Origin of the sequence: Pseudomonas sp. FIP_A4 (assembly GCF_036701605.1) — a bacterium.
GTDB classification, from domain to species: domain Bacteria; phylum Pseudomonadota; class Gammaproteobacteria; order Pseudomonadales; family Pseudomonadaceae; genus Stutzerimonas; species Stutzerimonas phenolilytica.
The window spans coordinates 19,340-41,043 of record NZ_JAYDXP010000119.1; the positions used below are offsets into that span (position 1 = coordinate 19,340).

Annotated in this window: 18 protein-coding genes; 10 read left to right on the forward strand and 8 right to left on the reverse strand. The window is 64.7% G+C overall.

Going from position 1 to position 21,704, the window contains the following annotated elements; translation table 11 throughout:
* Positions 1 to 88: 88 nt before the first annotated feature.
* The 9 genes from lpdA (at position 89) to htpG (ending at position 10,505) form a co-directional block, all read left to right on the forward strand.
* Entirely contained in the window at positions 89 to 1,525 is a 1,437-nt protein-coding gene (gene lpdA, locus U8L64_RS05340) for a dihydrolipoyl dehydrogenase (RefSeq protein WP_054094936.1), read from the forward strand.
* 195 nt (positions 1,526 to 1,720) lie between these two features.
* Positions 1,721 to 2,887 (forward strand): ADP-forming succinate--CoA ligase subunit beta, encoded by a 1,167-nt coding sequence (gene sucC / locus U8L64_RS05345; RefSeq protein WP_008568838.1) that lies wholly within the window; start codon positions 1,721 to 1,723, stop codon positions 2,885 to 2,887.
* Positions 2,887 to 3,774: a succinate--CoA ligase subunit alpha gene (gene sucD / locus U8L64_RS05350; protein ID WP_008568836.1), complete on the forward strand. Its 888-nt coding sequence runs from the start codon at positions 2,887 to 2,889 to the stop codon at positions 3,772 to 3,774. Before sucC ends, sucD begins: the two co-directional genes overlap by 1 nt.
* Positions 3,775 to 4,082: 308 nt before the next feature.
* Complete coding sequence (gene brnQ, locus U8L64_RS05355; RefSeq protein ID WP_077683351.1) at positions 4,083 to 5,390, forward strand: branched-chain amino acid transport system II carrier protein; 1,308 nt, start codon at positions 4,083 to 4,085, stop codon at positions 5,388 to 5,390.
* A gap of 88 nt (positions 5,391 to 5,478) precedes the next feature.
* Complete coding sequence (locus U8L64_RS05360) at positions 5,479 to 6,204, forward strand: DUF599 domain-containing protein (protein WP_043298418.1); 726 nt, start codon at positions 5,479 to 5,481, stop codon at positions 6,202 to 6,204.
* Between the two features lie 57 nt (positions 6,205 to 6,261).
* A complete protein-coding gene (locus U8L64_RS05365) occupies positions 6,262 to 6,723 on the forward strand; it encodes a PaaI family thioesterase (RefSeq protein WP_008568832.1) in 462 nt (153 codons plus the stop codon).
* A complete protein-coding gene (locus U8L64_RS05370; protein ID WP_008568831.1) occupies positions 6,720 to 7,166 on the forward strand; it encodes a PaaI family thioesterase in 447 nt (148 codons plus the stop codon). The genes U8L64_RS05365 and U8L64_RS05370 overlap by 4 nt, the downstream gene beginning before the upstream one ends.
* Positions 7,167 to 7,223: 57 nt before the next feature.
* Positions 7,224 to 8,462, forward strand: a complete 1,239-nt coding sequence (locus U8L64_RS05375; protein WP_333394649.1) for an MFS transporter — start codon at positions 7,224 to 7,226, stop codon at positions 8,460 to 8,462.
* A gap of 138 nt (positions 8,463 to 8,600) precedes the next feature.
* The gene (htpG, locus tag U8L64_RS05380) at positions 8,601 to 10,505 is read left to right on the forward strand and encodes a molecular chaperone HtpG (RefSeq protein WP_138299813.1); all 1,905 of its coding nucleotides are present in this window, start codon (positions 8,601 to 8,603) and stop codon (positions 10,503 to 10,505) included.
* Positions 10,506 to 10,601: 96 nt separating this feature from the next.
* Here the strand turns inward: htpG and U8L64_RS05385 are convergent, their stop codons facing one another.
* Genes U8L64_RS05385 through U8L64_RS05405 form a run of 5 tightly spaced genes read right to left on the reverse strand, consistent with a single transcriptional unit; the run spans position 10,602 to position 16,142 of the window.
* Positions 10,602 to 11,753: an acyl-CoA dehydrogenase family protein gene (locus tag U8L64_RS05385; RefSeq protein ID WP_333394651.1), complete on the reverse strand. Its 1,152-nt coding sequence runs from the start codon at positions 11,751 to 11,753 to the stop codon at positions 10,602 to 10,604.
* 34 nt (positions 11,754 to 11,787) lie between these two features.
* Entirely contained in the window at positions 11,788 to 12,882 is a 1,095-nt protein-coding gene (locus U8L64_RS05390) for an enoyl-CoA hydratase/isomerase family protein (RefSeq protein WP_333394653.1), read from the reverse strand.
* A complete protein-coding gene (mmsB, locus tag U8L64_RS05395; protein ID WP_333394655.1) occupies positions 12,875 to 13,774 on the reverse strand; it encodes a 3-hydroxyisobutyrate dehydrogenase in 900 nt (299 codons plus the stop codon). The genes U8L64_RS05390 and mmsB overlap by 8 nt, the downstream gene beginning before the upstream one ends.
* Positions 13,775 to 13,819: 45 nt before the next feature.
* Positions 13,820 to 14,593, reverse strand: a complete 774-nt coding sequence (locus U8L64_RS05400; RefSeq protein WP_333394657.1) for an enoyl-CoA hydratase — start codon at positions 14,591 to 14,593, stop codon at positions 13,820 to 13,822.
* A 43-nt stretch (positions 14,594 to 14,636) separates the two neighbouring features.
* On the reverse strand, positions 14,637 to 16,142 hold the full coding sequence (locus tag U8L64_RS05405; protein WP_333394659.1) for a CoA-acylating methylmalonate-semialdehyde dehydrogenase: 1,506 nt from the start codon (positions 16,140 to 16,142) through the stop codon (positions 14,637 to 14,639).
* A 160-nt stretch (positions 16,143 to 16,302) separates the two neighbouring features.
* Between U8L64_RS05405 and U8L64_RS05410 the strand changes: the two genes are divergently transcribed.
* Positions 16,303 to 17,202 (forward strand): LysR family transcriptional regulator, encoded by a 900-nt coding sequence (locus tag U8L64_RS05410; RefSeq protein ID WP_333394661.1) that lies wholly within the window; start codon positions 16,303 to 16,305, stop codon positions 17,200 to 17,202.
* Between the two features lie 38 nt (positions 17,203 to 17,240).
* Here the strand turns inward: U8L64_RS05410 and U8L64_RS05415 are convergent, their stop codons facing one another.
* The 3 genes from U8L64_RS05415 to U8L64_RS05425 form a co-directional block, all read right to left on the reverse strand.
* Positions 17,241 to 20,384, reverse strand: coding sequence for a transglycosylase domain-containing protein (locus U8L64_RS05415; RefSeq protein WP_442965266.1), 3,144 nt, complete (start codon positions 20,382 to 20,384; stop codon positions 17,241 to 17,243).
* 114 nt (positions 20,385 to 20,498) lie between these two features.
* Entirely contained in the window at positions 20,499 to 21,257 is a 759-nt protein-coding gene (locus tag U8L64_RS05420) for an SIR2 family NAD-dependent protein deacylase (RefSeq protein ID WP_043298435.1), read from the reverse strand.
* A gap of 88 nt (positions 21,258 to 21,345) precedes the next feature.
* Positions 21,346 to 21,687: a YgaP-like transmembrane domain gene (locus U8L64_RS05425; RefSeq protein ID WP_043298437.1), complete on the reverse strand. Its 342-nt coding sequence runs from the start codon at positions 21,685 to 21,687 to the stop codon at positions 21,346 to 21,348.
* Positions 21,688 to 21,704: the final 17 nt, after the last annotated feature.

Below are 21,704 nucleotides of genomic sequence, written 5' to 3' on the forward strand. Positions count from 1 at the left end.
TACAAGCGACAAGCGGCACGCTGTTTGAAAGAGCAGCCCCGCTTGTGGCTTGTGGCTCGTTGCCTGCTGCTTAGAAAGAGGATTCGTAATGAGCCAGAAGTTCGACGTAGTCGTCATCGGGGCTGGCCCCGGTGGCTATGTGGCCGCTATCAAGGCCGCACAGCTGGGGTTGAAAACCGCCTGTATCGAGAAGTATCAGGGCAAGGATGGCAAGACCGCGCTGGGCGGAACCTGCCTGAACGTTGGTTGCATCCCTTCCAAGGCGCTGCTGGACAGCTCGTACAAGTACCATGAGGCCCACGAGAGCTTCAAAGTCCACGGCATCAGCACCGGTGAAGTGGCGATGGATGTGCCGACAATGGTCGCGCGCAAGGATCAGATCGTCAAAAACCTCACCGGCGGCGTTTCTGCGCTGATGAAAGCCAATGGCGTAACTGTCTTCGAAGGCCACGGCAAGCTGCTGGCCGGTAAGCAGGTCGAGGTGACCGGGCTGGACGGCAATGTCCAGACCCTGGCGGCCGAGAACGTCATTCTGGCGTCCGGTTCCACTCCGGTGAACATTCCACCGGCTCCGGTCGACCAGAAGGTCATCGTCGATTCCACCGGCGCCCTGGATTTCCAGAGCGTGCCGAAGAAGCTGGGCGTGATCGGCGCTGGCGTTATCGGTCTGGAACTGGGTTCGGTATGGGCGCGTCTGGGTGCCGAAGTGACTGTAATCGAGGCGATGGACAAGTTCCTGCCGGCCGCCGACGAGCAGATCGCCAAGGAAGCCTTCAAGGTCCTGACCAAGCAGGGGCTGAAGATTCTGCTGGGTGCGCGTTTGACCGGTTCGCAGGTGTCCGGTGATCAGGTCACCGTCAGCTTCACCAGCGCCGAAGGCGAGCAGCAGATGACGTTCGACAAGCTCATCGTTGCTGTTGGTCGCCGCCCGGTTACTACCGATCTGTTGGCTGCCGATGCGGGTGTCGACATGGACGAGCGTGGCTTCATCTTCGTTAACGACCAGTGCGCTACCAGCGTTCCGGGCGTCTATGCGATCGGTGACGTGGTACGCGGCGCGATGTTGGCGCACAAAGCGTCCGAAGAGGGCGTGATGGTTGCCGAGCGCATCGCCGGTCACAAGACCCAGATGAACTACGATCTGATTCCGTCGGTCATCTACACCCACCCGGAGATCGCTTGGGTCGGCAAGAGCGAGCAGGCTCTGAAGGCCGAGGGCGTCGAAGTGAACGTGGGTGTGTTCCCGTTCGCGGCCAGCGGTCGTGCGATGGCGGCCAACGACACCGCAGGTCTGGTCAAGGTCATCGCCGATGCCAAGACCGATCGCGTACTGGGCGTCCATGTAATGGGGCCGAGCGCTGCCGAACTGGTCCAGCAGGGCGCCATCGGCATGGAGTTCGGTACCAGTGCCGAAGACCTGGGCATGATGGTGTTCTCGCACCCGACGATGTCCGAAGCGCTGCATGAAGCAGCTCTGGCGGTCAATGGCCATGCCATTCACATCGCCAATCGCAAAAAGCGCTAAACGCTTTTTGTGAAAAAAAAGCCCGGCCTGTTCCTAGGAACACGCCGGGCTTTTCTTTGACTAAAGTAGAATGCTTTTCGGTCAATACAGGTTCCTGAAAGGTATCTCGAATAGTTTTCAGGAACTTGCGTTGGAGGGGGCAGGGTGCGTCAGGGGCCCTGCTTGAATGCAGTACCTAAAACAACGGTAAGAAGCATGAATCTTCACGAGTACCAAGGTAAGCAGCTGTTCGCTGAATATGGTCTACCGGTTTCCAAGGGCTATGCGGTTGATAGCCCGAAAGAGGCTGCCGAGGCCTGCGACAAGATCGGTGGCACCGAGTGGGTAGTCAAGGCACAGGTCCATGCCGGCGGTCGCGGCAAGGCTGGCGGCGTCAAGCTGGTTCGCAGCAAGGACGAGGCCCGAGCTTTTGCCCAGCAATGGCTAGACAAGCGACTGGTAACCTATCAGACCGATGCCAACGGGCAGCCGGTCAGCAAGATCCTCGTCGAAGCCTGCACGGATATCGACAAGGAACTCTACCTGGGCGCGGTCGTCGATCGTGCCAGCCGGCGCATCGTGTTCATGGCGTCCACCGAAGGCGGTGTGGATATCGAGAAGGTCGCGCATGACACCCCGGAAAAGATTCTCAAGGCGACCATCGATCCGCTGGTAGGCGCGCAGCCGTTCCAAGCGCGTGAACTGGCGTTCCAGCTAGGGTTGAAAGGCGATCAGGTCAAACAGTTCGTGCACATCTTCGTCGGCCTGGCGCAGCTGTTCAAGGATTACGACCTTGCGCTGCTGGAAGTGAATCCGCTGGTGATCAAGAAGGACGGCAACCTGCATTGCCTGGACGCCAAGATCAACATCGACAGCAACGCTATCTATCGCCAGCCGAAGCTGCGCGACATGGCCGACCCGTCGCAGGATGACCCGCGCGAGGCGCACGCCGCCAAGTGGGAGCTCAACTACGTCGCTCTGGACGGCAACATCGGTTGCATGGTCAACGGTGCGGGGCTGGCGATGGGCACGATGGATATCGTCAACCTGCACGGCGGCAAGCCGGCCAATTTCCTCGACGTCGGCGGCGGCGCCACCGAGGAGCGCGTTACCGAGGCGTTCAAGATTATCCTCTCCGACAGCAATGTCGCCGCGGTGCTGGTGAATATCTTCGGTGGCATCGTGCGTTGCGACATGATCGCCGAAGGCATCATCGGTGCGGTGCGCGAAGTTGGCGTGCAGGTACCGGTAGTGGTGCGGCTGGAGGGCAATAATGCCGACCTGGGCGCCAAGATGCTGAGCGAAAGCGGGCTGAACATCATCGGTGCGCAAAGCCTGACCGATGCGGCCATTCAGGTTGTCAAAGCCGCGGAGGGCAAGTAATGAGCGTGCTGATCAACAAGAACACCAAAGTGATCTGCCAGGGTTTTACCGGCTCGCAGGGTACCTTCCATTCCGAGCAGGCGATTGCCTATGGCACACAGATGGTCGGTGGCGTAACGCCCGGCAAGGGCGGCACGCTGCATCTCGGCCTGCCGGTGTTCAATACGGTCAAGGAAGCGGTCGAAGCGACGGGTGCCGATGCTTCGGTGATCTACGTGCCGGCGCCGTTCTGCAAGGATTCGATCCTTGAGGCCGCTTTTGGTGGTATCAAGCTGATCGTCTGCATCACCGAGGGCATTCCGACGCTGGACATGCTCGAAGTGAAGATCAAGTGCGATGAACTGGGCGTGCGCCTGATCGGGCCGAACTGCCCGGGCGTGATCACTCCCGGCGAGTGCAAGATCGGTATCCAGCCCGGTCATATCCACCAGCCGGGCAAGGTTGGCATCGTTTCCCGTTCCGGCACGCTGACTTATGAAGCGGTCAAGCAGACGACGGACGCCGGTTTCGGCCAGTCCACCTGCGTCGGTATCGGTGGCGACCCGATTCCGGGTTCGACGTTCATTGATATTCTGACCCTGTTCCAGAACGATCCGCAGACCGAAGCCATCGTCATGATCGGCGAAATCGGCGGTTCGGCCGAAGAAGAGGCCGCCGCGTTCATCAAGGCCAACGTCACCAAACCGGTGGTGTCCTACATCGCGGGCGTCACCGCCCCGGCGGGCAAGCGTATGGGCCACGCAGGTGCGATCATTTCCGGCGGCAAGGGGACGGCTGATGAGAAGTTCGCCGCCCTGCAGGACGCCGGTGTGAAGACCGTGCGCTCGCTGGCGGACATTGGCAAAGCGCTTGCCGAGGTCACCGGTTGGAGCATGAAGGGCGCCTGATCGCTCTGATGCTTGTCGAAGGCCACCCCCGCGGTGGCCTTTGCGTTTTCTACGCCTGAACCGACGGTTTGCCTCGGCATACATGGCAGGACAATGGCATCATTGCCGCCCTCAGCGTCGTCTGCTGTCTTCACGAGAGATGCCGGCGCGCAACAATGGACCGACCCAATCAGGCCGAGATCCGATTTCCAAACTCACGGAGACTTCCCAATCCATTTCCGCCGTTGCGATCAGAATGCCGGTGCCTCTTCAGGTTCTGGCGGCATTGCTGTTCTCGATGGCCACATCCTTTCCGGTAGTTGTTTCGCATGAATCGTTTGAAAGGCTTCGATCTGCTGGCCCTTGGCTTCATGACATTCGCGCTGTTCCTTGGCGCCGGCAATATCATCTTCCCGCCCAGCGCTGGTATGGCCGCTGGTGAATTCATCTGGCAGGCGGCGCTAGGCTTCTTGTTCACCGGCGTAGGGCTGCCGCTGTTGACGGTCGTGGCACTCGCTCGCGTGGGCGGCGGCATGGACCGGCTCACCGCGCCGCTCGGCCGGGGCGCCGGTACGTTGCTGGCGATCGCGGTGTACCTGGCAATCGGTCCGCTGTTCGCCACCCCGCGCACGGCCGTGGTGTCGTTCGAGATGGGCATCGCGCCGTTCACCGGCAATACGGCGGCGCCGCTGCTGGTCTACACCGCGCTGTTCTTCACCGCTGTGCTGTTCCTGGTACTGAACCCCGGGCGTCTGGTCGACAGTGTCGGCAAGATCATCACGCCCGTGCTGCTGGCGGCGCTGCTGGTACTCGGTGGAGCTGCGCTGTTTCTGCCGGCAGGTGAAATCGGCAGCGCCGCCGAGAGCTATCGTGCCAGTCCGATGATCAAGGGCTTTCTCGAAGGCTACCTGACGATGGATACGCTCGGCGCGCTGGTCTTCGGTATCGTCATTGCCACTGCGATCCGCGACAAGGGCGTGAGCGACGCGACACTGGTGACTCGGTACTCGATGACGGCCGGCGTGATTGCAGCGATCGGCCTGTCGCTGGTCTACCTGTCGCTGTTCTACCTCGGGGCCACCAGCCAGGGTATCGCCGGGGACGCGCAAAATGGCGTGCAGATCCTGACCAGCTACGTCCAGCACACCTTCGGTACGATGGGCAGCATGTTGCTGGCCGTGGTTATCACGTTGGCCTGCCTGACCACGGCAGTTGGCCTGACGGCCGCTTGCGGTGAGTTCTTCAGCGCGCTGCTGCCGGTTTCGTACCGCAACGTGGTGATTGTGTTCAGCCTGTTCAGCCTGCTGGTGGCCAACCAGGGTCTTACCCAGCTGATCAGCGTTTCGGTACCGGTGCTGGTAGGTCTGTATCCGCTGGCCATCGTGTTGATCGCGCTGAGTCTGCTCGATCGGCTCTGGGTCTCGCAGGCGCGGGTGTTCCGGCCGGTGATGGCGGTGACGCTGATTTTTGGTGTGACCGACGGGCTGGCTGCGGCTGGTTTCACCCAGCTGGTTCCCGCCTGGTTCGGCGCGCTGCCGCTGGCCGCGCAGAGCATGGGCTGGCTGGTGCCGGCCTTGGTGACCCTCATCGTTGCCGCGCTGGTCGATCGTCTGCTCGGCAAGCATCGGCAGGTATGAGCGCACGGGTGGCTCCTCGCTACCGCGCACGGGTGCTGGCGATCATGCGACCTCGCTATAATCCGGCGCAGTTCACGAGGGGCTGCCCATGATGTTTGCCGATCATCTTCTGCCGCATGTAGTCGCGGTTGTCTGGTTCATCATTTGCTGGGTTGGCTATACCCGCTATGCCACCTGGCGCGGCCGCGACACCGCCTGCCTGGCTAGTGTGCTGCATTTGTACCGCCAGGACTGGATGCAGCGCCTGCTGTTGCGCGACAACCGCATTGCCGATGCCAACGTGATCGGCAATCTCGAGCGCAATGCCTCGTTCTTCGCCTCCAGTACGCTGATCATCCTCGCCGGTGTGCTCACCGCGCTGGGTGCTTCCGATCGCGCGGTCTCGCTGCTGGCGGATCTGCCCTTCGCCCAGCCGGTCAGTCGCGGCCTCTCGGAAATCAAGCTGCTGGGGCTGGCGGTGGTGTTCGTCTACGCTTTCTTCACCTTCAGCTGGTGCATGCGCCAGTACAACTTCGCGGCGGTGCTGGTGGCTTCCGCGCCGATGGCCGGTGAGCGCAACGTCAGCGATCACGAGCGCAAGGCGTTCGGCCAGCGCGCGGCGCGTGTACTCTCGATGGCGGCCAACCAGTTCAACTTCGGTCTGCGCGCCTACTACTTCGGCATGGCGACGCTGGCCTGGTTCATCCACCCGTGGTTCTTCATGGCGGTCACCACGGGTGTGGTCCTGGTGCTCTATCGTCGGGAGTTCCACTCCGACGTGCTCAGGGTCATGGTGTTCACGCCAACTTCCATCAGCGATTCGCTCAAGGAGTAGGGCAGGTACTGGCGAGCCGCTATGATGCCCGGCTCGATTGATCATCCGAGCGTGCAGATGAGCGATAGCCAGATTCTCGAACGTACCCAGCGTTTTCTTTCCCTGCTGCGGCACTGCCAGGTGCTGGGCCTGAGCGTTGAACATGCCGACCGCAGCGGACTGACCCTGCGCCTGCCGTACAGTGAAAAGCTGATCGGCAATCCCGAAACCGGCGGCATTCACGGCGGCGCGATCACCACGTTGATGGATACCACCTGCGGCATCTCCACGGCCTGCGCCTTGCCCGAGCTGGAGGTCTGTCCGACGCTCGACCTGCGTATCGACTACATGCATCCGGCCGAACCGGGGCACGATGTGTTCGGCTTCGCCGAGTGCTATCGAGTGACCCCCACGGTGATCTTCACCCGCGGCGTCGCCTACCAGCGCGATATCAACGAACCGATCGCCCATGTGGTCGGTGCTTTCATGCGTATGGGTAAGGGCACGCAGCCGGCAGGCGGGAAGGGCACGCAGGCATGAGCAAGATGAACTTCAACGAGCTGGTCCGTCAGGCGCATGCCAGCAACGATTACGACCCGCTGATCAATCTGGTGCCCTACGCACGCCTGATCGGCATCGAGTGTCTGCGCCTGGGCGACGACATGGTGTTCCGCCTGCCGCAGAACGAAGACAACATCGGCAATCCGATGCTGCCGGCGATTCACGGCGGCGTCATCGCGGGCTTCATGGAACACGCCGCGATGCTGCATCTGCTGATGTTCATGGGCGCTCCGCATTTGCCGAAAATCATCGACTTCTCGATAGATTATCTGCGGGCCGGTCACTATCGTGACACCTTCGCTGCCTGCCAGGTCTGGCGCCAGGGCCGCAGGGTCGCCAACGTCGCGATCACTGCCTGGCAGACCACTCAGGCTGAACCCATCGCCACCGCACGCTGCCATTTCAAGATCGACGAACCCTGACGTTCGCACATGGGGCGGCCGGCTGGCGACCACCCACGTGTGATTCAAGGATTGTGAATGGATGCGTTGTTGATTCTCGGCGGTGTGCTGTTGACCCTCGTCGGGCTCGTCTGGCTGGTAAGCCTCGCTTTCGCGACCAGCCTGTTCTGGGGCATCGGCAGTCTGCTGCCGCCTATCACCCTGGCATATGTGGTGCGCCACTGGAACGTGGCGCGCAAGGCCATGCTGGTCATCGGGCTGGGTTTCATCCCGACGATCGTCGGCCTTTCCTTGCTGGCCGCGCGCGATCCGGAGCGGCTGACGGCGATCTTCAGCCTGCAGTGGCTGCCGCGGGAGGTGAAGCCCGAACTGGACACCGAGCTGCGCGGCCAGCTGAACGGCCGCACCTTCAAGCCGCAATATGGTGAGCTGATCGACGGCGTGCTGACGTTGCGTGCCGGCACGGAGTTCTTTGCCCAGCAGGAAGTCAGCATCCATCTGCCCGCAGCGGTCAGCGGGGCACTGGCGTTGGATGTGCTGCCGGACGATGAAGGCGCGCTGCCGGTGGTCCATCTTTCATGGCTGGAGCCGGGGCGTGAACTGCCCGAGTCTCGGCGCATCACGCGCGGCTATACCCTGCATCTCAATCTGGTGCCGGAGGCGCCCAACCGGCTGCGCGGGGATTTTCATCTGGTCATGCCGCCGCACTTTGCGACCAGCCTGAGCGGCAAGGTCGAGCTTTACAGCAGCCACCTGCGCTTTCGCGACGGTGCTGTCGACCGCCGGCACGACTCCGCCGATACGCTGGCCTATGTCGTACGCGACTACCTGCAACGTCGCCACCGTACCCGCGATGTCGAGCTGGCGCCGCTGGACGACGTCAAGCTCCCGGCCACCCGGCTGGAGGTGACGGTGCGTGGGCAGATCGCCGGTGAAGCGGCCGAGCAACCGCTGGTGCTGCTCACGACCGCGCAGGGCTGGGCAGTGGATGGCGACGATTACCCGCCGCTGGCCGTCGAGTCGCAGCCCGAGGCGAAACCGCGCGCGGCCGAGGCGCAGCCGGTTGCCGTAGCGCCGACCAGCAACCTCGACCGTCGGCCACGCTTCTCGCTGGAGCGGCTGCTGCAAAACCCAGGCCGTTACGAGCATCTGCTGGTGCGCGCGCACACCGAGCGAGGAGGCCTTGCGGAAGGGCGTTTCGCCGGGCTCGACAAGGACGGCAACCTGCGTATCCGCCGGGTCATCAGCGGTCCCGGCGAGGCTTACTACAACCTGGCACCGGGCGAGATCGTCCTGCTGGAACTCCTCGAACCGTAAACGCTGCCCGGTGAACCACTCGGCCGTTGCACGCCTGCGCGGCGGCCGCCACCCTTGAAATCCGTCACTCGAACCCCATCTGCCTGACACTGCCGCAGCCGCGGCCCGTGCCAATCGACGATGTGGAGTGTGTGACCGATGAGTGTGGAGACTCAAAAAGAAACTCTGGGCTTCCAGACCGAAGTGAAGCAGCTGCTTCACCTGATGATCCATTCGCTGTACTCGAACAAGGAAATCTTCCTCCGCGAACTGATCTCCAACGCCTCCGACGCGGCCGACAAGCTGCGCTTCGAGGCGCTGGCCAAGCCCGAGCTGCTCGAAGGCGGCGCCGAGCTGAAGATCCGCCTGTCGTTCGACAAGGATGCCAAGACCGTGACCCTCGAGGACAACGGCATCGGCATGAACCGCGAGGACGTCATCGCCCATCTGGGCACCATCGCCAAATCCGGTACCGCTGACTTCCTGAAGAACCTCTCCGGCGACCAGAAGAAAGATTCGCATCTGATCGGCCAGTTCGGTGTCGGCTTCTACTCGGCTTTCATCGTCGCCGACAAGGTCGATGTCTACAGCCGCCGCGCCGGAACACCGGCGAGCGAGGGCGTGCACTGGTCCTCGCAGGGTGAGGGCGAATTCGAAGTTGCCACCATCGACAAAGCCGAGCGCGGCACCCGCATCGTCCTGCACCTGAAGAAGGGCGAGGAAGAGTTCGCCGATGGCTGGCGCCTGCGCAACATCGTCAAGAAATACTCCGACCACATCGCGCTGCCCATCGAACTGCCGAAAGAATTCCATGGCGAGGAGAAGGACAAGCCGACCGAACCCGAGTGGGAAACCGTCAACCGCGCCAGCGCCCTGTGGACCCGTCCGCGCAGCGACGTGAAGGACGAGGAATATCAGGAGTTCTACAAGCACGTCGCCCATGACTTCGAGAACCCGCTGGCCTGGAGCCACAACAAAGTCGAAGGCAAGCTGGAATACACCTCGCTGCTCTACGTGCCAGGTCGCGCGCCGTTCGATCTGTACCATCGCGAAGCGCCCAAGGGCCTCAAGCTGTATGTGCAGCGCGTGTTCATCATGGACCAGGCCGACGAGTTCCTGCCGCTGTACCTGCGCTTCATCAAGGGTGTGGTCGACTCCAACGACCTGTCGCTGAACGTCTCGCGCGAAATCCTGCAGAAGGACCCGGTGATCGACAGCATGAAATCCGCGCTGACCAAGCGTGTGCTGGACATGCTGGAGAAGCTCGCCAAGGACAAGCCCGAGGACTACCAGAGCTTCTGGAAGCAGTTCGGCCAGGTGCTCAAGGAAGGTCCGGCGGAGGATTTCGCCAACAAGGAGAAGATTGCCGGCCTGCTGCGCTTCGCCTCCACCAGCGACGCCTCCGGCGAGCAGTCGGTGTCGCTCGCCGACTACCTCGGTCGCGTCAAGGAAGGCCAGGACAAGATCTACTTCCTCACCGGCGAAAGCTATGCGCAGGTCAAGAACAGCCCGCACCTGGAAGTCTTCCGCAAGAAGGGCATCGAAGTGCTGCTGCTCACCGACCGCATCGACGAGTGGCTGATGAGCTACCTCACCGAGTTCGACGGCAAGCAGTTCGTCGATGTGGCCCGCGGTGATCTGGACCTCGGCAAACTGGACTCCGAAGAAGACAAGAAGGCCCAGGAAGAAATCGCCAAGGCCAAGGAAGGGCTGATCGAACGCCTGAAAGGTGCGCTCGGTGACGAAGTGGCCGAGGTGCGTGTGTCCCATCGTCTGACCGATTCGCCGGCGATCCTCGCCATCGGCGAACAGGATCTGGGCCTGCAGATGCGCCAGATTCTCGAAGCCAGTGGGCAGCAGGTGCCGGAAGCCAAGCCGATCTTCGAGTTCAACCCGCAGCACCCGCTGATCGAGAAGCTGGATGCCGAGGCCGACGAAGACCGCTTCGCCGACCTCTCGCACATCCTCTTCGACCAGGCCGCGCTGGCCGCCGGCGACAGCCTGAAGGATCCGGCTGCCTACGTGCAGCGCCTGAACAAGCTATTGGTGGAACTGTCCGCCTGACCGGAAGCAACGGCTGAAAAAGGCCCGCCTTTCGCCCCTTCATTCACGTTCCAGTGAATGAAGGGGCGAGGGCGGGCCTTCGCGTTTCCGTGCGGATTACAGGGGGTAGTGGGCCAGCTCGCGGGCGATCAGCAAGCGCTGGATCTCGCTGGAACCTTCGTAAATCTGCGTGATGCGCGCATCGCGGTAATAGCGTTCGACCGGGTAGTCCTCCAGGTAGCCGTAGCCGCCGTGAATCTGCACCGCCTGCGAGCAGACCTTCTCGGCCATCTCCGAGGCGAACAGCTTGGCCTGTGACGCCTCGGACAGGCACGGCAGGCCGGCGCTTTTCAGTCGCGCGGCATGCAGGATCAGCAGGCGCGCGGCGTTCAGCTGGGTCTGCATGTCGGCGAGCATGTTGGCGATGCTCTGGTGCTCGGCGATCGGCTTGCCGAACTGCACGCGCTCGCGGGCATAGCGCAACGCGGCCTCGAACGCGGCGCGGGCGATGCCCAGCGCCTGCGCGGCGATGCCGATGCGGCCGCCTTCCAGGTTCGACAGCGCGATGGCCAGGCCCTTGCCGCGTTCGCCCAGCAGGTTTGCCTCCGGGATTCGGCAGTCGCTGAGCGAGACCGCGCAGGTGTCCGAGGCGCGAATGCCCATCTTGTGTTCGCTGCGCTCCACCGCAAAGCCGGGTGTATCGGTGGGCACCAGAAACGCGGAAAGACCCTTCTTGCCGAGGTCCGGATCGGTCACCGCGAAGACGATGGCCAACTTCGCCCGCTTGGCGTTGCTGCAGAACTGCTTGCTGCCGTTGAGCACCCAATGGTCGTCGACCAGCTCGGCGCGGGTACGCAGGTTGTGCGCTTCCGAACCGGCCTGCGGTTCGGTGAGGGCGAAGCAGCCAATGGCGCGGCCGCTGGCGAGCTCCGCCAGCCACTCGTCCTTCTGCGCCTGCGAGCCGTAGTTGAGCAGGGGGCCGCAGCCGACCGAGTTGTGGATGCTCATCAGCGCGCCGGTGGCGCCGTCGCCGGCGGAGATTTCCTCCACGGCCAGGGCGTACGCCACGTAGTCGATATAGCTGCCGCCCCATTGCTCCGGGACGACCATGCCCAGCAGGCCCAGCTCGCCCATCTGCGCCACCAGCGTGTCGTCGATCCAGCCGGCCTTCTCCCAGGCCTGCGCGTGAGGCGCGATCTCGCGGCGGGCGAAGTTGCGTGCCATGTCGCGGATCATGCGTTGGTCTTCGCTGAGTTCGAGGTCATGCATAGCGCGGTCCTTCTTGTCGTTGGCGTGCCGGTGCTCAGGCCGTGGCGCTGCGTCGGGTTTTGCCGGAGACGATCTTGAAGCCGGCGAAAAATGCCTGTACCCGCTCGGGGGTGACTTCGGCCAGCGTCGGCGGATTCCAGCGTGGCGACTTGTCCTTATCGATGATCAGCGCGCGCACGCCTTCCATGATGTCGCCCTGGGCGAACCACTGGCGATCCAGATGCAGTTCCAGGGCGAAGCACTCGGCCAGCGGCAGGTTGCGACCACGACGCAGCATCTCCCGCGTGACGCACATCGCCAGCGGCGAGCGGCTGTCGAGCACCTTGAGGGTTTCCTCGGCCCAATCGCTGAACTCGCTGCGGGTTTCGGCGGCCAGCGAAGCGCGAATGGCCGCTACGTCGTGCTGGCCGAAATGCTCGTCGATGGCCTGGTGCAGGGCCTTCAGCTCGGAGCCGGGCAGGCGGTTGGTGCCAAGGGTCGCCACCAGCGTGCGCAGCGCCTCCTGTGCATGGATGCTCCAGCTCATGTGATCGAGGCAGCGATCCAGCTCGGCGATCTGCTCGTGACTGATGCACCAGTCGGCCAGGCCGGCATGCAGCGCGTCGGCCGCGCGGATCGGCAGGCCGGTCACGCCCATATAGGTGCCCAGCTCACCGGGCAGACGCGAGAGGAAATAGCTGCCGCCGACATCCGGGAAATAGCCGATGCCGACTTCTGGCATGCCCATGCGCACCCGTTCGGTGATCACCCGCAGCGCAGCGCCTTGCACCAGGCCCATGCCGCCGCCGAGGACGAAGCCGTCCATCAGCGCCAGCAGCGGCTTGGGGTAGGCGTGGATGTACTGGTCGAGGGCATATTCCTCCTCGAAGAAGGTCTCGTGCTCGGTATCGCCGCGCTTGAAGCTGTCGTACAGCGAGCGGATGTCGCCGCCGGCGCAGAAGGCCTTCTCGCCGTTGGCGCGCAGCACCACGGCGTGAATTGCCGGATCGACCGCCCACGCACGCAACTGCTGGTCGAGCAGGCGCACCATCTCCAGGTTCACTGCGTTGAGCCCGGCCGGGCGGTTGAGGGTGAGGTGGCCGATGTGGTTGCGCACGGCCGCCAGCACGGGGCGTTCGGTTTCACTCATGGATGGAATCCTTGCGGTACTGATGGATGATCGCGGAGAAGTCCAGGCCGCCGTGGCCCTGTGCACTGAAGGCCTGGTAGAGCTGCTGGGCCAGCGCGCCGAGAATCACTGGTTGGCGCGCCTGCTTGGCGGCTTCGGTGGCCAGACCCAGGTCCTTGAGCATCAGGTCGGTGCCGAAGCCGCCACTGTAGCCGCGCGAAGCCGGCACGTTGTCCAGCACGCCAGGGAACGGGTTGTAGGTGTCCGAACTCCAGCAGCGACCGCTGGAGGTATTGATCACCCCCGCCAGAGTCTTGGCATCCATGCCCAGTGCTACGCCCAGCGCCATCGCTTCGGCCACGCCGATCATGGAGATGCCCAGCAGCATGTTGTTGGCGACCTTGGCCACCTGGCCGTTTCCGCTATCGCCGCAGTGGATGATGTTCTTGCCCATGGCCTCGAGTATCGGCCGGGCGCGCGCGAAGTCCGCCGTGCTGCCGCCGACCATGAAGGTCAGGGTGCCGGCGGCCGCGCCGCCGGTGCCGCCGGAGACCGGCGCATCGAGCATCGGGTTGCCGTGCTGGGCGGCCACCGCGGCGACGTCGCGGGCGCTGTGCGGGTCGATGGTCGAGCTGTCGATCAGCAGGACGTCGGGGCGCACGTTCTGGATCAGTCCGTCGTCGCCCAGGTAGACGCTGCGCACGTGAGGCGCGGCGGGCAGCATGGTGATGATGACGTCAGCGTTGCCGCGGGCGATGGCGCCCGGCGATTCGGCTGGCAGCCCACCCGCTTGAACCAGCTCGCGCACTGCGGCGTCGTTGAGGTCGAACACGCTGAGCGCGTAGCCGGCCTTGAGCAGGTTGCGCGCCATCGGTGCGCCCATGTTGCCTAACCCGATGAATCCGATATGCATGGCTCGTTCCTTTTGTTCTTGTGCGCCATTGCCGAGCGGCGTGGCTCAGCGGTTCTTGAACTCCGGCTTGCGCTTCTCGGCGAACGCCGCCATGCCTTCTTTCTGGTCGGCGGTGGCGAACACCGCGTGAAAGACCCGGCGCTCGAAGCGGATGCCTTCGGCCAGCGTGGTTTCGAAGGCGCGGTTGACGCTTTCCTTGACCATCATGGTGGCCGGCAGCGACTTCTCGGCGATCACCCGGGCGGCTTTCAGGGTTTCCTCCAGCAGACTTTCCTGCGGGAAGATGCGCGCCACCAGGCCGGCGCGCTCGGCTTCCTCGGCGTCCATCTGGCGGCCAGTCAGGCACAGGTCCATGGCCTTGGCCTTGCCCACCGCGCGGGTCAGACGCTGGGTGCCACCGATGCCCGGCAGCACGCCGAGGTTGATTTCCGGCTGGCCGAAGCGGGCGTTGTCAGCGGCGTAGATCATGTCGCACAACAGCGCCAGCTCGCAGCCGCCGCCCAGTGCGTAGCCGGCCACCGCGGCGATCAACGGCTTGCGCCGGCTGGCGATGCGGTCCGCCTCGGCGAAGAAGTCGTCGAGGTAGATCTGCGGGTAGTTGAGGTCGGCCATTTCCTTGATGTCGGCACCAGCGGCGAAGGCCTTGGCCGAGCCGGTGAGCACGATGCAGCCGACCTCAGGATCGGCCTCGAGCTGGCCGAGGGCGCTGTTCAGCTCGCTGATCAGCTGGCTGTTCAGGGCGTTGAGTGCGTGCGGGCGGTTCAGGGTGATCAGCGCGACGCGATCCTGGATGTCGACGAGCAGGGTTTCGAATGTCATGAGCGTTCCTTGAGGGCCGGCGTGTTCGCCGGCCCATTGCGGGTCACTTGAGGTTGATGGTGGTGTTGACTGTGGAGCCGACCGCATCCTCGTCGAACCAGCGTTCGGTGACGGTCTTGGTCTGGGTGTAGAACTGCACCACCTGCTTGCCGTAGGGGCCGAGGTCGCCGAGCTTGGAGGCGCGCGAGCCGGTGAAGGAGAACATCGGCACCGGCACCGGAATCGGCACATTGATGCCCACCTGGCCGACGTCGATCTCTTCCTGGAAGTGCCGCGCCGCGGCGCCCGAGCGGGTGAAGATGGCGGTGCCGTTGCCGTTCGGGTTGGCGTTGATCAGCGCGATGGCTTCGTCCATCGTCGCCGCGCTCATCACGCACAGCACCGGGCCGAAGATTTCTTCCTGGTAGATGCTCATTTCGGCTTTCACGCCGGAGAAGATCGTCGGTGCGACGAAGTTGCCCTTGTCGAAGCCGGCCACCTGCGGGTTACGGCCGTCCAGCTCCAGGGTCGCGCCTTCGGCGACGCCGCGTTCGATCAGCCCGCTGACGCGATCCAGCGCGGCGCAGGAGACCAGCGGGCCGAGGTCGGCGCCCGGCTCGGTGCCGGCGCTGATCTTGAGCGATTTCGCCTTGGCCACCAGATCGGGAATCCACTGCTGCGCCTCGCCGACCAGCACCACGACCGACAAGGCCATGCAGCGCTGGCCGGCGGCACCGAAGGCGGCGCCGGCGATGGCGTTGAGGCTCTGCTCCTTGTGCGCATCAGGCAGCACGATGGCGTGGTTCTTCGCGCCCATCATGCACTGCACGCGCTTGCCGGCGGCGCTGGCGCGGTTGTAGACGTGAGTACCGACGCGGGTCGAGCCGACGAAGGACACCGCCTTGATGACCGGGTGATCGCACAGCGCATTCACCACGTCCGGGCCGCCGTGCACCACGTTGAGTACGCCTGGCGGCACGCCGGCTTCCAGCGCCAGTTCGCACAGGCGCATGGTGACCATCGGGTCTTGTTCGGAGGGCTTGAGGACGAAGGTGTTGCCGGTGGCGATGGCCATCGGGAACATCCACAGCGGGATCATCGCCGGGAAGTTGAACGGGGTGATGCCGGCGCAGACGCCCAGCGGCTGCAGCAGGGTGTAGGTATCCACACCGCTGGCAACGTTGTTGGCCAGTTCGCCGAGCTGCAGGTTGCCGATACCGGCGGCATGCTCGACCACTTCCAGGCCGCGGAACACGTCGCCCTCGGCATCGGGCAGGGTCTTGCCCTGTTCGGCGGTGAGGATGGCCGCCAGCTCCTTCATATGCTCGCGGATCAGCTGCTGATAGCGGAGGAAGATGCGCGCACGGGCACCGATCGGCGTCTTGCGCCAGGTCTTGAATGCCTCGGCGGCGCTGGCGACGGCGCGGTTGACTTCCGCCGCGGTGGCGAACGGCACGCGGGCCAGCACTTCCTGAGTGGCGGGATTGACGACGTCGCGCCAGTCTTGGGTGGTGGATTCGACGAACTCGCCGCCGATCAGCAATTTCACGCTGGGGATGGAACCGGTCATATCGCTCTCCGCCTGATTAGGCTCAGTTGTTGTTATCGGCTCGCGGACAGCTGCGAGAAGCTGCCTTGATCCTAGCAATGCAAAAAAACGCAAGACAATGCGGCCGGCTGCAGAGTCGTTGTGCAAATATGCACGGGAACCATCGACCAGAGCGGCAAACATGGACTGGGACAACCTGCGTTACTTTCTCGAAGTGGCCCGCGCGGGGCGACTGACCACGGCGGCAAGGCGGCTGGCGGTCGATCACACCACGGTTTCGCGGCGTCTGCAGGCATTGGAAAGAAGCATGGGCGCGCAGCTGTTCCTGCGCGAACCCGGCGGCTACCGCCTCACCGAAGCCGGGCGCAACCTGCTGCCGCGGGTCGAGGCGATGGAGAGCGCCAGTGCCGCCATCGAGCATTCGCTGCCGAGCATGGGCGACGGTCTTTCCGGGCAGGTGCGCATCGGCGCCACCGAGGGTTACGGCACGGTGATGCTGGCTGGGCAGCTCACCGGTCTGAGTCGGCGCTATCCGCATCTGAACATCGATCTGCTGGCACTGCCGCGCGCGGTGCGCCTGTCGCGTCACGAGGCAGACATCGTCATTACCCTGGAGCGCCCGGAGCGCGGCCCGTTCATCATCACCAAACTGACCGACTACGTGCTGCGGCTGTATGCATCGCCCACCTACCTGGCCGAGCATGCGCCGATCCGCAGTCGCGACGATTTGGCCGCGCATCGCTTCGTCAGCTATGTCGACGATCTGCTGTTCAGCAAGGAGCTGCTGTTTCTCGACGGCATTGCCGACGCCCGCTCCATCGGCCTGCGCAGCACCAGCCTGCTGGCCCAGCAGGAAGCGGTGGCGATGGGCGCGGGAATCGCCATCCTGCCGGCGTTTTCCGCCGATGCCGATCCGCGCCTGCAGCTGCTGTTGCCCGACGCGGTGAGCTTCACCCGCACGTTCTGGATGCTGATGCCCATCGAGTTCAAGGATCTGGCGCGCATGCGCACCACCTGGGACTACCTCAAGGAGCTGGCACAGCAGAATCAGGCACGGCTGTTGGGCTTGCCTCCAAATTAAGGCGCGCCAGACTCGCCCCGGCGCGCCTCTGACTTTGCCTATTGCGTGCCCGGCGTACCGGCGGTGAGCCGCGTCGGTTGGGTCGACGGTACCTGGCGGCTTGGTCGGGGCTGCTGGCAAAGGCTGTCGGCGCCTGCCTGCAGGTAGGGCTGCAGGATCGGCGCCATGCCCTTGAGCGTCTGGACCGGCAGCGCCGAGGTGAAGCGGAAGCTGTCGGCCGCCTGCCCGGGTACGTAGGCCGTCAGCGTGCCGAAATGATTCGGTCCCAGGTAGAAGACGAAGGTGGCCGTACGGTTCATCGCCAGCGAGCTGATCAGCCGGCCGCCGGCCGCGACGGTGTCGATACGGTTGTCGCCGGTGCCGGTCTTGCCACCGACGCGCAGCGGACTGCCGTCGCTCTGCACGAAGCTGCCCTGCAGGCGCCGCGCGGTGCCGCCTTCCACAACCTGGGCAAGGGCCTCGCGCAGGGTCGCGGCCACCTCGCGCGGCAGTACCTGCTCGCCGATGTTCGGGCGTATGCCGAGGCGGGTCTCGTAAGGCGTGCCTTCGGCGAAGTGCAGGCTGTCGATGCGCACGCTCGGCAGGCGCACCCCGTCGTTGAGGATGATGCCCATCAGTTCGGCCAGCGCAGCCGGGCGGTCGCCCGAGCTGCCCAGCGCGGTGGCCAGTGACGGCACCAGATTGTCGAACGGATAGCCCAGGCGCTGCCAGCGCCGATGGATGTCGGTGAAGGCCTCGACTTCCAGCATGATGCGGATACGGCTGTCGCGCGCGCTCTTGTGCCGGCTGCGGAACAGCCAGCCGTAAACTTCCTGGCGTTCGTCGCGGCTGGCGGCGACCACCTCCGACAGATTGGCGTCGGGGTGCTGGATCAGGTAACCCAGCAGCCACAGGTCCAACGGATGGGTGCGCGCGATGTAGGCCTGATCCGGCAGGCTGAACGCGCCCGGGCCGTAGCGGGTGTGCAGCGCGTCCAGATCCTTGGCGTCGAGAGCGGCGGCAGGCAGGCGCGACGTCAGGAAGTGATCGAACGCCGCGCGCGGCGCGTCAGGCAGCAGATAGCGATGCACCGCCGCCAGCCGTACCGGCGTCGGGCGCATGCCCTGCAGGAAGGTCTCGATGCGCTGCTCGGCGGACTGGCCGCGGTACTTGCGCCAGAAACGCTGCAGGAAGATCGAGCCCTCGCGGTCGGCGAACTGGGTGAGGTATTCCAGGCGTCGCGGGTCCTTGTCGTTCTTCAGCAACTCGGCGCTGTTGATCGCCTCGTGTGTGCTGTAGCTCACCAGATCGCGCATCAGCCGCACGAATGGCAGGTTCAGCGATTCGCGCAACGCGTCACGCACGCTGGCGATGCGGTGGTCGTCCTCGCGGCGGAAGTTGTTGAAGTGGTGCAGTCCGGCGCCGGTGAAGAAGCGTTCGGCCGGGCTTGCCGAGTAACGCCGCTCCATCGCCGCATCGAGCATCGCCGGCAGGCTGCGATCGCTGCTTTGCGCCAGGTAGGCCACGGCCCAGCGGCTGAGCGGGTCGCGTACTTCCAGTTCGCGCAGCTGGCGCGTGTCGAGGATCGAGTAGCGCTGGTGCAGCTCGGCGATCATCTCCAGATAGGTGGTCAGCACACGCAGCTTGGCGGTGGAGCCGAGTTCCAGCTTGCTGCCTTCGTTGATGTCGAACGGCTGGTTGGTGTTGTCGGTCTGTACCCGCACGCGGAAACCCTGCTCGCCGCGCTCGAACAGCGTGAAGCTGTAGCGCACGTCGGCGGTTTTCTCTGGTGAGAGCATGCGTTCGCCGAACAGGCCGACCTCGGCGGCCACCTGTGGGTCGGCAAGGCTCGCCAGATAGGCGCTGATCCTGGTCTGCAATTCGCCCTGCAGCGGCGTGCTGGCGGTGAGGTCGAGGCGGTCGAGATCGTACAGCGGCATGCCCAGCAGGCCGGCCAGGCGCATGCGCGCGACGCTGATGCCCTTGGTGGCCTCCACCGTGCGGATCGCCGGCTCGCGCTGCAGGTCGCGGAACTGGACCTGCTGGGCGAGGGCGGCTTCGCGCAGACGCGTATCGACGATGCCGCCGGCGGCCAACAGGCGAATGTGGCTGTCGGTCAGCGAAGCCAGCTCCTTGCGACCGGCGCCGAGGTAGTAGGACGGCCGGCGCTGTGCGATCAGCAGAGAAAGCACCTGGCGCAGCGCCAGCCCGCGGGCCTGAAGGTCGCTGTCGGCGTTGCGGCGCGGGTCGAGCAGACGGTTGACCTCGGCGAAATCGGCGCCGTACCACAGCCGCAGGCCATCGGCGATGCCGTGGACCTCACCATGCCCCGGCGCCGCCGAGAGCGGCACGCTGTTGAGGTAGTCGCGCACGATGCGCTGACGCGCCGCAAGGGTCTGCGGCCCTTCGCGATAGGTACGCACGCTGGCGGAAACCATCTGCCGTAGCTTCTCCTGCGGATCGCCGGTGCGTCCTTCGGGCGAATGGCGGTATTTCTCCACCTGTGTCGCCAGGGTGCTGCCGCCGGATGCCTGGCCGCCGAGGCCGAGGCGTTTCTCCAGCTGGCTGATCGCCGCCTTGGCGAAGCGCGGCCAGTCCACCGCCGGGTTGACGGTCGGCCGGCTGGCGTCCAACAGGCCGCGATCCTCGATGAACAGCAGGCTCAGCGCCACCAGCGGCGGAATGTCCTCGAAACTCTCGTAGAACTGCTGCGGGTAGCTGTTGGCATACAGCGGAAGGCCACGGCAGTCGAAGATGGTCAGGCCCACCTGCGACTGGTGCCGATAGGGCACGAAGAAGCCGCGACTGGCGTAGTCGAGCAGCGCTGGCGAAAAACGCGCCTGCGCCTGTACCTCGAAGCCGCGCGCGCTCAGCCGTTCGATGAAGGTTGGTAGCTGCACGTAGCCCAGCCGACGGTCGAACGGGCCGTCCTCGGGGAAGCGGATCTCGCTGCTCGGACCGGGGGCGACGTGATAGTCCAGGCTCGCGGCATAGCGGCTGACCCAGCGGGCCTGCCACTGTGAGGTCTGCAGCTCATGCCAGGCGGCATAGCCCCCCGCGCCCAGCAGTGTGGTGAACAACAGCAGGCCGAGCGGGCGCATCCGGCGGCGATCCTTCTTTGGTGAGGGTTTTCGGGAACGGTTGTGCGGAGCGCATTGCGAGCGCCCTGCGGGAGAAGTGTCGGACCGCCATACTGCGCCCATATCGTGTGCCTGGCTTCCTGCAAGTTGCTGATAGCAGTCTAGTTCTGGCCGCCACTATAAGCGAAGCGAGATGGATGAACGGAAGGCTCAGCGGCGCGGCCTGGCGGGACGCAGTCAATCGTTGAAGGCGGCCTGGAGCAACTGCGGCAGCAGCTGCGCCGCCGTACCACACAGCAGGAACTCGCGTTCGGCATGGCTGCCGAGCGGTTGCGGGTTGACGTGCGCCAGTACGGCGCCGGCCCGCCAGGCACGTTCGGGGATCTGTGCGGCGGGATGCACTACGCCGGATGTGCCCACGGAGATCAGCACATCGCAGCTGTCGGCCGCGGCGAATGCCGCCGTCAGTGCCGCTTCCGGCAAGCGCTCGCCGAACCAGACCACGCCAGGGCGCAGCCTGCCGCCGCAGTGTTCGCAGCGCGGCGGCTCCAGGTGGCGGCCGCCTTCGGGCTCATCGGGCAGGCCGAGCGGTTGGCTCGGTGAGCGTGCGCAGGCGAAGCAACGCGGCCGATGCAGGCTGCCGTGCAGGTGGATCACCTCGGTACTGCCGGCGCGCTCATGCAGATCGTCGACGTTCTGCGTGACCAGCGTGAGTTTCGGCACCCGCTGCGCCAGTGCTGCGATGGCGAGGTGGGCTGGATTTGGCTGCGCCTGCAGCACCTGCATGCGGCGCCACTCGTACCAGCCCCAGACCAGCGCAGGGTCTTGGCGAAATGCATGCGCGGTAGCCAGCGTCGCCGGATCGTAGCGCTCCCACAGACCGCTGGGCGTATCACGGAAGGTGGCGATGCCGCTCTCGGCCGAGACGCCAGCACCGGTGAACACCAGCACGTGACGCGCGCCGCGCAAGGCGGTGATGAGCGCTGCGGGAATCAAAGCGAACTCCTGTTACCGAAGCTGGCCGTGGCGCAGGCCGGAGCCGTCAGCTTTACCATCGGCGCCAGGTTCTTTCCAGTTGTGACCGTCAGGTACGAGCGGAAAGCTCGTGGCCCATCGGCGTCGCGTCGGGCAGGCTGACGCCGGCGTTCTCGAAATCCGGGCTGTGGACTTCCGAATCCAGCGGCATGTGGCTGTAGCGGGCAGGCGCCGGTTGGCGCTGCTGGGGCGCCGCGCTGAGCAGTCGCTTGGCCTCGCAGCGACCATTGATGCCGCGTAACAGCAGCAAGGCGCCGGCCGCTGCCTGCAACAGTCCGCCCGCACCGCCGCGGCGCGCCCCCAGACCGAGCAACAGCAGGCCGCCGGCCAGCGAGGCAGCGCGTTCCCAGCCATGCACGTTCTGGTCGTGGGATTCGTAGGGTGAGTTCATCGGGCAATCCTCGTCAG

Bases quoted from the DNA above. Each gene is read 5' to 3' on its own strand.
- lpdA (WP_054094936.1), top strand. From the start codon at position 89: ATGAGCCAGAAGTTCGACGTAGTCGTCATCGGGGCTGGCCCCGGTGGC.
- sucC (WP_008568838.1), top strand. From the start codon at position 1,721: ATGAATCTTCACGAGTACCAAGGTAAGCAGCTGTTCGCTGAATATGGT.
- sucD (WP_008568836.1), top strand. From the start codon at position 2,887: ATGAGCGTGCTGATCAACAAGAACACCAAAGTGATCTGCCAGGGTTTT.
- brnQ (WP_077683351.1), top strand. From the start codon at position 4,083: ATGAATCGTTTGAAAGGCTTCGATCTGCTGGCCCTTGGCTTCATGACA.
- U8L64_RS05360 (WP_043298418.1), top strand. From the start codon at position 5,479: ATGATGTTTGCCGATCATCTTCTGCCGCATGTAGTCGCGGTTGTCTGG.
- U8L64_RS05365 (WP_008568832.1), top strand. From the start codon at position 6,262: ATGAGCGATAGCCAGATTCTCGAACGTACCCAGCGTTTTCTTTCCCTG.
- U8L64_RS05370 (WP_008568831.1), top strand. From the start codon at position 6,720: ATGAGCAAGATGAACTTCAACGAGCTGGTCCGTCAGGCGCATGCCAGC.
- U8L64_RS05375 (WP_333394649.1), top strand. From the start codon at position 7,224: ATGGATGCGTTGTTGATTCTCGGCGGTGTGCTGTTGACCCTCGTCGGG.
- htpG (WP_138299813.1), top strand. From the start codon at position 8,601: ATGAGTGTGGAGACTCAAAAAGAAACTCTGGGCTTCCAGACCGAAGTG.
- U8L64_RS05385 (WP_333394651.1), bottom strand. From the start codon at position 11,753: ATGCATGACCTCGAACTCAGCGAAGACCAACGCATGATCCGCGACATG.
- U8L64_RS05390 (WP_333394653.1), bottom strand. From the start codon at position 12,882: ATGAGTGAAACCGAACGCCCCGTGCTGGCGGCCGTGCGCAACCACATC.
- mmsB (WP_333394655.1), bottom strand. From the start codon at position 13,774: ATGCATATCGGATTCATCGGGTTAGGCAACATGGGCGCACCGATGGCG.
- U8L64_RS05400 (WP_333394657.1), bottom strand. From the start codon at position 14,593: ATGACATTCGAAACCCTGCTCGTCGACATCCAGGATCGCGTCGCGCTG.
- U8L64_RS05405 (WP_333394659.1), bottom strand. From the start codon at position 16,142: ATGACCGGTTCCATCCCCAGCGTGAAATTGCTGATCGGCGGCGAGTTC.
- U8L64_RS05410 (WP_333394661.1), top strand. From the start codon at position 16,303: ATGGACTGGGACAACCTGCGTTACTTTCTCGAAGTGGCCCGCGCGGGG.
- U8L64_RS05415 (WP_442965266.1), bottom strand. From the start codon at position 20,384: ATGGGCGCAGTATGGCGGTCCGACACTTCTCCCGCAGGGCGCTCGCAA.
- U8L64_RS05425 (WP_043298437.1), bottom strand. From the start codon at position 21,687: ATGAACTCACCCTACGAATCCCACGACCAGAACGTGCATGGCTGGGAA.